The sequence below is a fragment of the Micromonospora sp. NPDC003776 genome, assembly GCF_053605645.1.
Genome location: NZ_JBSGJR010000214.1, coordinates 1 through 10,081, shown reverse-complemented (window position 1 = coordinate 10,081; position 10,081 = coordinate 1). Strand labels below are relative to the sequence as shown.

The following is a 10,081-nucleotide window of genomic DNA, read 5'->3' as shown; positions in this document are numbered from 1 at the left end:
GCGGGGCGGCCGGCTCGGGCGGGCGGCCCCAGGCGCGGCGGGCGTCGGCGATCGCCACGGCGAGCAGCACCAGCGTGGCGGCGACGGCCGAGAACAGCGGTGCCACGTGGAACAGCAGCGGCGCCAGTGCGAGCAGGACCGCCATGGCCACCCACCGGGACGGCGACACCCGGCCGAAGACCTCGTACTCGAAGCGGGCCCGGCCGGCCAGGAAGAGCGCGGGACCGCCGAGGATCATGGCGGTCCAGCTGACCTCGTTGTGTCCGGTCGGGTGTTCGCTGACCAGTTCGTAGCCGATCGCGGTGGCGACCACGCCGATCACCATCACCAGGTGGGTGTCGGCGGCGGAGCGGCCGATGGTGGCGGGGTGGGCGGCCTTGGTGACCGCCTCGGCGAGGATCTGCCCGGCGCGCTGCACGTAGATGCGCCACAGCAGCACCGAGGTGACCACCGCGGCCGCGAAGGCGCCGGTCCTGGTCGCGCTGGCCGGATCCTTGCTGTAGGTCAGCCCGGCGACCAGGATCGTCTCGCCGAGTGCGACGAGGAAGAACTGCTGGTACCGCTCGGCCAGGTGCTCCCCGTGAATGTCCCAGCGGGAGGTGGTGGAGCGGCCCAGGCCCGGTATCGGCCAGCCGAACCGTTGGGCGAGGTACTCCAGGCCCAAGGCGGCGCTCCAGAGCACCACCCGGGGATTGGTGGGCAGGAGGGCGCCCGTGATCCAGAGGACGCCGGTCACGCTGAAGGTGATCAGCATGCGCCGTTTCAGCGGGCGGTACTGGTGCTGGCCGATCGCCGCCAGCAGGATCGCCGGGCGGCTCACCTGGGCCACCACGTAGGCGAGGGCGAAGGCTAGGCCGGTGGTGCTGAAGGCGCGGGGGATCGCCACTCCCATCACGATGCTGCAGATCACCGCGATGATCACGACGGTCTGCAGCCAGATGTGGCGGGGGTCGTACCGGCTGGTGGTCCACGCGGTGCCCTGCCAGAGCGCCCAGAGCGCGAGCAGCAGCAGCAGGGTCTTGCCGCCGCCGGTGACCGCCTGCCACCAGTTCGAGCGGGGTTCGATGGCCAGGTCCTCGAAGGCGCGGGCGCCGATGCGGGTGAGCGCGAACACGTAGACGAGGTCGAAGAAGAGCTCCAGGAAGGTGGCTCGGCCTCCCTCCTTTCCGGGCAGCAGAACGGCCGGCTCGGGCGTCTTCACGGTCGCCTCCGCGCCTCGGTCCAGCCCACCTGGCAGTCGTAACACTCTTTCCGGGCGGGTCGGCAGGTAACGCGTGTATCGCCCCCGTCCGTGCCGATCGGGATCTTGCCCCGGGTGACGCCGGGCGGGCACGATCGACCGGTGACGAACCGATGGGGCATGACGGTGCCGCTCGGCGGCATCCCGCTCGCCGACCACGCCGCCGTCTACGCGGCCCTCGACGGGGTCGGCTTCACCGACGTCTGGTCCTCCGAGGTGGCCGGCGCCGACGCGTTCACCCCCTTGGCGCTGGCCGCGGCCTGGCAGCCGCGGCTGCGCCTCGGCACCGCGATCACCCCGGTCTTCACCCGCGGCCCGGGACTGCTCGCGATGAGCGCGGCCGCGCTCGCCGAGGCCGCCCCGGGCCGCTTCGCGCTCGGCATCGGCGCGTCCTCGCCGGTGCTGGTGCGGGACTGGAACGCGGTGCGCTTCGACGAGCCGTTCAAGCGCACCCGGGATGTGCTGCGCTTCCTGCGCGCGGCGCTGCGCGGGGAGACCGTCGACGAGGTGTACGACACCTTCACCGTGCGCCGGTTCACCCTGGAACGCCCGCCGGCCGTGCCCCCGCCGGTGCTGCTGGCCGCGCTGCGCCCGGGCATGCTGCGGCTCGCCGCCGCGGAGGCCGACGGGGTGATCCTCAACTGGCTCTCCGCCGACGACGTGCCCACCACCCTCGCCGAACTGGGCGAGCGCCGTCCCGGCTTCGAGGTCGCCGCCCGGATCTTCGTCTGCCCCACCGAGGACGCCGCGTACGCCCGGGCGTTGGGCCGGCGGCTGATCACCGGCTACCTCACCGTGCCCGCGTACGCGGCCTTCCATCGCTGGCTGGGGCGCGAGGCGCTGCTGGGCCCGATGTGGGAGGCGTGGTCGGCCGGGGACCGGCGGGGCGCCTCGGCGGCCGTGCCGGACGAGGTGGTCGACGCGCTGGTGCTGCACGGCCCGCCCGAGCGGTGCGTCGCCCAGGTCCGCCGGTACGCCGAGGCGGGGGTGGACGTACCGGTGCTGGCGCTGCTGCCCACCCCGGAGCTGACCGCCGGCGGCGCGGCGGCCCTGGCTGCGCTGATTCCCCGGCTCGGGCCCGACGGCGGGGAAGGGGCGCGGCGATGAACCTGACCGACCGGGTGGCCGTGATCACCGGCGGGGCCGGCGGCATCGGGTCGGCGCTCGGCCGCCGGTTCGCCGCCGAGGGCGCCGCCGTGGTCGTCCTCGCCGATCTGGACGCCGACGCCGCCGGTGCGGTGGCCGAGCGGATCGGGCCGGTCGCCCACGCCGTCGGCGTGGACGTCACCGACGCGGCGCAGGTCCGCGCGCTGGTCGACGAGACCGAGCGCCGGTACGGGCGGATCGACCTGTTCTGCGCCAACGCCGGTGTGGCCACCGGCGGGGGAGTGGACGCGCCTGACGCCGACTGGGAGCGGGCCTGGCAGGTCAACGTGCTGGCCCACGTGCACACCGCCCGGGCGGTGCTGCCGGCGATGCTGCGCCGCGGCCAGGGCTACCTGCTGTTCACCTGCTCCGCGGCCGGGGTGCTGACCGCGGTGGGCGACGCCCCGTACACCGCCACGAAGCACGCGGCGGTTGGCTTCGCCGAGTGGCTCGCCATCACCTACCGGGACGCGGGCATCCGGGTCAGCGCGCTGTGCCCGCAGGGCGTGGACACTCCGATGCTGGCTGACGGGCTCGCCGCGGGGCACTTGGGCGCCCGGGTGATCGCCGCCTCCGGCGCGGTGCTCAGCCCCGACGAGGTGGCCGACGCCACCATCGCCGGGCTGGCCGAGGAGCGGTTCCTGATCCTGCCGCACCCGGAGGTCGCCACCTACGCCCGCCGGCGGGCCGAGGACCCGGACGGCTGGCAGGCCGGGCTGCGCAAGCTGGTCCGTAAGCTGCGCGCCTGAGTGTCGCACCGGCTACCGGCTTCCAGATTCGGGGTGTAGCGGGAAGCCGCGCCAGCGAGCCCTGTCCCGGGAAGCGCCGCCGGCCGCCGTTGGTGGTTCAGGCCCGGAAGTAGTGTCCTTCGTCGAGGTCGGCGATCAGGCCGGGGTGGGTCGGGATCCAGTCGAGCAGTTCGCGGGTGATCGCGGACGACGCTGGATTGTCCATCTGGGTGAATGGCCCGAGGAAGCCGAAGTAGTTGGCCGCCTCGTCGGGGCTGATGCTTCGGACCGGGATGCCGAGGTTGCGGCCGATGGCGGTGGCGATGTGCTTGAAGGGGACTCCTTCCTCGGCGACTGCGTGCAGGCGCGAGCCGGCGGGTGCCTTCTCGAGGGCGAGTCGGTAGAGGCGGGCCGCGTCGAGCGTGTGCACGGCCGGCCACCGGTTGGCGCCCTCGCCGACGTATGCGGCGTACCCGTTCCGTCGGGCGGCGGCGACGATGGCGTTGATGAAGCCGTGGTGGTCGAGCGAGCTGTGCACCGTGGGGGTGAGCCGGACGATCGAGGTGCGCACGCCGCGGGAGGCGAGGTCGGCCACGAAGTTCTCCGCGTCGATCCGGTAGCCGCTGGGGAAGATGTCCCGCTCGGTGCCGGGGCGGCCGACGACGCCGCCGGATACGAGCATGGCGGTCCCGCTCGTGCCGACCAGGGGCTTGCCGGAGCCTTCCAGGCCGTCGGCGAGTGCCTTGAGGGCAGTCAGGTCGGCTTCGGCGGCGCCGGCCATGTCGCCGCTGATCATGAGGTCGTGGCGGAACGCCAGGTGGATCACCCCGTCGGAGGCGGCCGCTTCCGCGCGCAGCATGTCGAGGTCGGAGAGGTCGCCGCGGCGCGGCTGGGCGCCGAGCTTCTCGATTGCGGCGGCGGAGGCGTCGGAGCGGGCCAGGCCGACGACCTGGTGTCCGGCGGAGAGCAGTTCCGGCAGGACCGCGGAGCCCAGGTGGCCGGAGGCGCCGGTGACGAATACGCGCATGGTGGTTCCTTCCCGAGGAGTGATGTCACTCTGCGACATCACCGTACACCCCGATGTCGCCGTGTGACATGCCTCCGTCGAGGCGGATGTCGCACTGTGACATCGGATACCATCGTCCGCATGGCCCGCTGGCAACCGGACGCGCGCGGCCGCCTGGAGGCGGCCGCCTTCGAGCTGTTCCGCGAGCGCGGCTTCGACCAGACCACGGTCACCGACATCGCCGCCCGCGCCGGCCTCGACAAACGCACCTTCTACCGACTCTTCGGCGACAAACGCGAGGCGCTGTTCAGCGGCGGCGAACTGTTGGAAGCGGCCCTGGTCAAGTCCGTCGCAGAAACGGACGCCGCCCCCTTCGACACCGTCCTCGCCGCCTTCCGCCGGACGGCGGAAGAGATCTTCGCCGACCGCCTCGACCTGGCTCGGGTGCGCCAGAACATCATCGACAGCAGCCCCGAACTGCAGGAGCGCGAGCTGCACAAGATGCGCTCGCTGGCGGCCGCGATCGCCGCCGCCCTGCGCGCCAAGGGCGTCGACGACACCACGGCCACCCTCGCCACCGAGTCCGGCGTCACCGTCTTCCGGCTGGCGTTCGCCCGCTGGCTCGCCCCCGGCACCGACACCCCACTCACCAACCTGATCGCCGAGGTGGCCACCGAGCTGCGCGCGGTCACGTCGACCCCAGGGCCACACCCCGATCACGGTCACCGCTGACCAGGCGCACCCTCATGGACCGGCTCTGGCCGGACATCGATCCGCGCCGCGGGCCAAGGTGCCGCCGCCCGGCCGATCGCCACGGCTCTCGGCGACCTGTCTGACGGAAAGCAGGTTGCGGCTGTGGCCCGGGATGCAAGAAGCTGCCCGCCGTGCAGATGCATGCCAACCAGCTGACCGTGTCGGTCGAGACCGTACGGGCGCTCGTGGACGAGCAGTTCCCGCAGTGGCGGGACCTGCCGATTCGGCGCGTCCCGTCCGACGGGACGGTCAACGCCATCTTCCGCATCGGCGACCGCCTCGGGGCCCGGTTCCCCCTGCAGCCTTGCGACGCCGATTCGGCGCGGCGGTGGCTGGCGGCCGAGGCGGCGGCCGCCCGCGAGCTGGCCGGTCACACCCGCTTCCCCACGCCCGAGCCGGTCGCCCTCGGCGAACCCGGGCCCGGCTACCCGCTGCCCTGGTCGGTGCAGACCTGGCTGCCGGGGGTGGTGGCGTCCGACGACGACCCGGCCGAGTCGGTCGCGTTCGCGCACGACCTGGCCGAGTTCATCACCGAGGTACGCGCCATCGACACCCGCGGCCGCACCTTCGCCGGCGCGGGCCGCGGTGGTGACCTGCGCAGCCACGACGAGTGGATGGCGACCTGCTTCGACCACAGCGAGCGGCTCCTGGACGTACCGCGGCTGCGCCGGATGTGGGCGGTGCTGCGGGACCTGCCGCGCGGCGCGACCGGGGACGTGATGAACCACGGTGACCTCATTCCCGGCAACGTCCTTGTGGCCGGGGGTCGCCTGGCCGGGGTCCTGGACGCCGGCGGCCTGGGACCGGCCGACCCGGCACTGGATCTCGTGGGGGCCTGGCACCTGCTCGACGCCGGCCCGCGGCAGGTGCTCCGCGCCGACCTCGGCTGCGACGACCTCGAATGGGAACGCGGCAAGGCGTGGGCGTTCGTGCAGGCGATGGGGCTGGTCTGGTACTACGTGGAGAGCAATCCGGCGATGAGCCGGCTGGGGCGGCGGACCCTGGCCCGGATCACGGCCGACGTGTCTCCCGCCCTGGGACGGCCAGCAAGGTAGCGAATCCGCCCCTGGGGCTTGACCCTGACGCAGCGTCAACCCTCCATGCTGGCCGGCATGAACACTTCCCCCACCACCGACGGGGTCCCCGGGCCCGCGATCCAGGTGCAGGGCCTGGAGAAGTCGTACAAGGAGTTGCGGGTGCTGCGCGGCGTCGACCTCGACGTGGCGCGGGGCAGCGTCTTCGCCCTGCTCGGCTCGAACGGCGCCGGCAAGACCACCCTGGTGAAGATCCTCTCCACGCTGCTCAAGGCCGACGCCGGGACGGCCCGGGTCAACGGGCTCGATGTCGCGACCCAGGCCGCCGACGTACGCCGGTCCATCAGTCTCACCGGGCAGTTCGCCGCGGTCGACGAGATCCTCACCGGTCGGGAGAACCTCGTCCTGGTCGCCCGGCTGCGCCACCTGAAGAACCCCGGCGCGATCGCGGACGACCTGCTGCGACGCTTCTCGCTGACCGAGGCGGGTGGCCGGCGGGTGGCCACGTACTCCGGTGGCATGCGCCGGCGCTTGGACATCGCGATGAGTCTCATCGGGAACCCGCCGGTCATCTTCCTCGACGAGCCGACGACCGGCCTGGACCCGGAGGCCCGCATCGAGGTGTGGCAGGCGGTCAAGGAACTCGCCGCGGGCGGCACGACGGTGCTGCTCACCACCCAGTACCTCGACGAGGCCGAACAGCTCGCCGACCGGATCGCGATCCTGCACGAGGGTCGGATCATCGTCAACGGCACCCTCAACGAGCTCAAGCAGCTCCTCCCACCCGCCGAGGTCGAGTACGTGGAGAAGCAGCCGACTCTCGAGGACATCTTCCTGACTCTCGTAGGCGCCAGAACGGACAAGGTACAGCGATGAACAAGCACTTCCTCGGCGACACCGCCGTGCTCCTGGGACGTTCGCTGCGGCACATCAGCCGCAGCCCGGACACCATCATCACGACCGCGATCATGCCGATCGCCTTCATGCTGCTGTTCGTCTACGTCTTCGGCGGCGCGATCCAGACCGGGTCCGACTCGTACGTGAACTACCTGCTGCCCGGCATCCTGCTCATCACGATCGCCTCGGGTATCTCCTACACCGCCTTCCGGCTCTTCCTGGACATGCAGCGCGGCATCTTCGAACGGCTCCAGTCCATGCCGATCGCCCGCCCCGCCGTGCTGTGGGCGCACGTCCTGACCTCGCTGGTGGCCAACCTGATCTCGCTCGTGGTCGTTGTCCTCGTCGCCCTGGTCATGGGGTTCCGCACGGGGCTGGGCGTGCTGGGGTGGCTCGGGGTCGCCGGCATTCTGATCCTGTTCACCCTGGCGCTGACCTGGATCGCCGTGATCCCCGGCCTCACCGCGAAATCGGTGGACGGGGCGAGCGCCTTCTCCTACCCGCTCATCTTCCTGCCGTTCGTCAGCTCGGCCTTCGTGCCCACCGGCACCATGCCCGGCCCGGTGCGCGCCTTCGCCGAGCACCAGCCGGTGACCTCCATCGTCAACACGATCCGCGACCTGTTCACCGAGCAGCCGGTCGGCAGCGACATCTGGATCGCTCTCGCCTGGTGCGTCGGCGTCCTCGTCGTCGCCTACATCTTCGCCACCATCTCCTACCGTCGGAAGATCTCCTGAGGAGGGCGTCGGCCGGGCCGTGGCGCGTCGAGTGCAGGATCAGAGCATGCTGACGATCGGTCAACTGGCGGCGTATGCCGGCGTCACCGTGCGGGCGGTGCGGCACTACCACCAGATCGGGCTGCTGCCCGAGCCGGAGCGGGACGCCTCCGGCTACCGGCGGTATGGCGCCACCGCGGTGGTGTCCCTCATCAGGATCCGCACCCTCGCCAACGCCGGTGTGCCGCTGTCCGAGATCGGGCAGATGCTGGAGGCCGACGCGTCGACCTTCGCCGACGCGGTCCAGCGGATCGACAGTCAGCTGCGCGACGAGATCGAACGGCTGGAGACCAGCCGCAAGCAGATCGCGCAGCTGACTGCCGGCGACAGCCTGGCACTCCCGCCGGAGGTGATCACCTACCTTGATCGGCTTCGGGACCTCGGGGTGTCGGAGCGGATGCTGCAGGGTGAACGGGACGGGTGGATCCTGCTCGCGGCGCGCTGGCCCGACCGCGTCCGCGAGTTCATTCCCGGGAAACTCGCGCAGCTGCACGACCCGCGGATCGTCCGGCTCTACCGGCTCCTGTCCGAGGTCTTCGAAAGCGACGCGGGCGACGACCCGCGCCTGGTGGAGGCCGCCGACATCATGGCCGGTCTGGCCGAGCAGGCACACGCCGCCGGGGAGGCCAACTTCGACGAGGCGGACCACGAAGACCTGTCGTTCGACCTCCTGGACGCCCTCGCCGTCGAGTCCGACCCCCGAGCGTTGCGGCTGCAGGACCTGATGCGCGAGCGCGGCTGGTCCGGGTGGAACCGGATGGAGCGGCTGCCCGAGCGTCGCGGCTGACCTCCCGGGCGCGGCTTCAGCTGGCGCCGCCCGATTGCCCGCCAGCCGTCAGCGGCGTAAGTCGATGCAGCCGACGGCAGCCCCCCTGCGAGCCGGACGGACCTCTGTGCCGGGCTGAGCTGATCGGACGAGGACCAACGTCGCCAGCCCCGGTGCGAGCCCGCCCGATCATGCCGAGGCTTCCACCACACGGCTCGGTCGGGCGATGTGCTCGCCGCCGATCCGGCCGCGCAGAACGGCTACTGCCACACCGCCGATCCAGACGATGGCGAGCAGCCGCCACAGGACTTCCGCCTTCACGAACGGGGGCCAGGCGATCGAGATGACCGACAACGCCAGCAGCGGCCCGATGATCCGGCCGTAGTGGAACACCCAGCGGGTGCGCGTAGCGGAACGCAGGGCGACGACGGAGGACGCGGCGACGAGCAGGGCGAGGCCGATGAGATGCAGGACGCCGCCGGACAGCAGGGTGGCCTTTCCGACCCCGGTGACGATCGGGTCGTCGGCCTGCTTCGCGATCGCCGCGAGCAGCAGTGAGCAGGCGACCGAGAGGAACAGGAAGCCGGACGCCACGGCAGTCCCGGCAGCCATGCCCGCGGCTGCGCGTGGCCCGGCGGTCGGCTGTAGGGCAGTCTCCAGCCCGCGGCCGAACCGGTACAGGGCGACGGCCGCCAGCGCCTGCAACGCCGACTGGACGAGCACCGCCGTCGCGTTGTGCTGGTAGAAGGTGCGTAAGTCGGCCGCCGACGCGTCAGGAAGGTAGAGGGCTTTCCCTGAAAGAAGGGCGTTGCCGGCGGCGATGCTGGCGATGAAGGCGAGCGCGAAGAGGATGCCCCACCAACCCCATCGTCGATTGCTGCGAGTCGCCATGGTGTCATTCCTTTCGAGGTAGGGACCAGGCACAGCGCCTGTCGTGCCCACACCGATCCGAAAGGGATGTTTCTTGCCGGACGGCTACTGGCCATCCCGCCGGAAGCGACACCTGAGCTACGCCCGGGAACGTAGCCGGTACGCGGGCTGCAGTGCCACAAAGGTTGAAAGCTGGCCTCAGCATGCCTGCTGGCACAGGCAGGTGTTCATGGTGGCGCCCATGCCCGGTGCTTCCGTCGTCCGCAGCGGGTCGCAGGCCGTGGTGGGAACCGGTGAAGTCCTGATCATTTTGCCCGCGGGCCGGCCCAACCGGTACACCATGGTCGTTTTGCGTTAGGGTTTGGCGGGCGGAGCGAAAACGGACCGACGTCGCTCCGGCGAGCGGCTGGATCCACCCCCGCTCATCTACCGCACCCGGCTGTCGTAGGCGAGCGGGTGAGTGGCGCGTAGTCGCGCAAACCTTGGAGCAACTGTTGACTGATGTGACCGCGCACGACTCAAGCCCGTTCCGTGAAGCACCGGTAGCAGATGCGCCTTCCGGCCCCTCGCCTGCCGTCGACGTAAGCCCGGCTGCGATGGCCCGGCTGCGCACCCCGTTCGGTGCCGACGATGGCGCCGGCTGGAAGCCGGCGGCCGCGCCCATCGCCGCTCCCTAGGCCATCACGACCCCACGGAGCCCAGCCGGCAAGAGCCACCACGCGGCCGGCCGCCGTCGGCGCGTCGGCTTCAGTTGACGTCGCTCGGTGGCCCGCCGGAGAAGCTGGACCAGTTGGCGCTCGGCTGGGCGCTGTCTGGGCCGGACAGGCCGGGCCCGGCGCGGCGGGCGTCCCGGCGCAACCCCCGG

Annotated in this window: 10 protein-coding genes; 7 read left to right on the top strand and 3 right to left on the bottom strand. The window is 71.7% G+C overall.

Annotated elements, in window-relative coordinates; all coding sequences use genetic code 11:
* Positions 1-1,201, bottom strand: a 1,201-nt coding sequence (locus tag ACWEVO_RS18575) for a low temperature requirement protein A (protein WP_452308772.1), incomplete at its 3' end; no start/stop codon positions are given.
* A 159-nt stretch (positions 1,202-1,360) separates the two neighbouring features.
* On the opposite strand from ACWEVO_RS18575, the gene ACWEVO_RS18570 reads away from it, so the two are divergent.
* Together ACWEVO_RS18570 and ACWEVO_RS18565 are read left to right on the top strand one after the other, a co-directional pair.
* Positions 1,361-2,347 (top strand): LLM class F420-dependent oxidoreductase, encoded by a 987-nt coding sequence (locus tag ACWEVO_RS18570; RefSeq protein WP_452308774.1) that lies wholly within the window; start codon positions 1,361-1,363, stop codon positions 2,345-2,347.
* Complete coding sequence (locus ACWEVO_RS18565; protein ID WP_452308771.1) at positions 2,344-3,135, top strand: SDR family oxidoreductase; 792 nt, start codon at positions 2,344-2,346, stop codon at positions 3,133-3,135. The genes ACWEVO_RS18570 and ACWEVO_RS18565 overlap by 4 nt, the downstream gene beginning before the upstream one ends.
* Positions 3,136-3,232: 97 nt before the next feature.
* Here the strand turns inward: ACWEVO_RS18565 and ACWEVO_RS18560 are convergent, their stop codons facing one another.
* Positions 3,233-4,141, bottom strand: coding sequence for an SDR family oxidoreductase (locus tag ACWEVO_RS18560; RefSeq protein ID WP_452308770.1), 909 nt, complete (start codon positions 4,139-4,141; stop codon positions 3,233-3,235).
* Positions 4,142-4,261: 120 nt separating this feature from the next.
* On the opposite strand from ACWEVO_RS18560, the gene ACWEVO_RS18555 reads away from it, so the two are divergent.
* From ACWEVO_RS18555 to ACWEVO_RS18535, 5 genes are all read left to right on the top strand, one after another.
* Positions 4,262-4,852 (top strand): TetR/AcrR family transcriptional regulator, encoded by a 591-nt coding sequence (locus ACWEVO_RS18555; RefSeq protein ID WP_452308769.1) that lies wholly within the window; start codon positions 4,262-4,264, stop codon positions 4,850-4,852.
* Between the two features lie 158 nt (positions 4,853-5,010).
* Positions 5,011-5,928, top strand: coding sequence for an aminoglycoside phosphotransferase family protein (locus ACWEVO_RS18550; protein ID WP_452308773.1), 918 nt, complete (start codon positions 5,011-5,013; stop codon positions 5,926-5,928).
* A gap of 57 nt (positions 5,929-5,985) precedes the next feature.
* Positions 5,986-6,783, top strand: coding sequence for an ABC transporter ATP-binding protein (locus ACWEVO_RS18545; protein WP_452308768.1), 798 nt, complete (start codon positions 5,986-5,988; stop codon positions 6,781-6,783).
* On the top strand, positions 6,780-7,541 hold the full coding sequence (locus ACWEVO_RS18540; protein WP_452308767.1) for an ABC transporter permease: 762 nt from the start codon (positions 6,780-6,782) through the stop codon (positions 7,539-7,541). The genes ACWEVO_RS18545 and ACWEVO_RS18540 overlap by 4 nt, the downstream gene beginning before the upstream one ends.
* A 46-nt stretch (positions 7,542-7,587) precedes the next feature.
* The gene (locus ACWEVO_RS18535) at positions 7,588-8,367 is read left to right on the top strand and encodes a MerR family transcriptional regulator (protein ID WP_452308766.1); all 780 of its coding nucleotides are present in this window, start codon (positions 7,588-7,590) and stop codon (positions 8,365-8,367) included.
* A gap of 168 nt (positions 8,368-8,535) precedes the next feature.
* On the opposite strand, the gene ACWEVO_RS18530 is transcribed toward ACWEVO_RS18535, so the two are convergent.
* Positions 8,536-9,237 carry a hypothetical protein gene (locus ACWEVO_RS18530; protein ID WP_452308765.1) on the bottom strand — a complete coding sequence of 234 codons (702 nt, stop codon included), beginning with the start codon at positions 9,235-9,237 and terminating at the stop codon, positions 8,536-8,538.
* Between the last annotated feature and the right edge of the window lie 844 nt (positions 9,238-10,081).

Excerpts from the sequence above, each read along its gene's own strand:
- ACWEVO_RS18540 (WP_452308767.1), top strand. The coding sequence starts at position 6,780 with ATGAACAAGCACTTCCTCGGCGACACCGCCGTGCTCCTGGGACGTTCG.
- ACWEVO_RS18545 (WP_452308768.1), top strand. The coding sequence starts at position 5,986 with ATGAACACTTCCCCCACCACCGACGGGGTCCCCGGGCCCGCGATCCAG.
- ACWEVO_RS18555 (WP_452308769.1), top strand. The coding sequence starts at position 4,262 with ATGGCCCGCTGGCAACCGGACGCGCGCGGCCGCCTGGAGGCGGCCGCC.
- ACWEVO_RS18570 (WP_452308774.1), top strand. The coding sequence starts at position 1,361 with ATGACGGTGCCGCTCGGCGGCATCCCGCTCGCCGACCACGCCGCCGTC.
- ACWEVO_RS18550 (WP_452308773.1), top strand. The coding sequence starts at position 5,011 with ATGCATGCCAACCAGCTGACCGTGTCGGTCGAGACCGTACGGGCGCTC.
- ACWEVO_RS18560 (WP_452308770.1), bottom strand. The coding sequence starts at position 4,141 with ATGCGCGTATTCGTCACCGGCGCCTCCGGCCACCTGGGCTCCGCGGTC.
- ACWEVO_RS18535 (WP_452308766.1), top strand. The coding sequence starts at position 7,588 with ATGCTGACGATCGGTCAACTGGCGGCGTATGCCGGCGTCACCGTGCGG.
- ACWEVO_RS18565 (WP_452308771.1), top strand. The coding sequence starts at position 2,344 with ATGAACCTGACCGACCGGGTGGCCGTGATCACCGGCGGGGCCGGCGGC.
- ACWEVO_RS18530 (WP_452308765.1), bottom strand. The coding sequence starts at position 9,237 with ATGGCGACTCGCAGCAATCGACGATGGGGTTGGTGGGGCATCCTCTTC.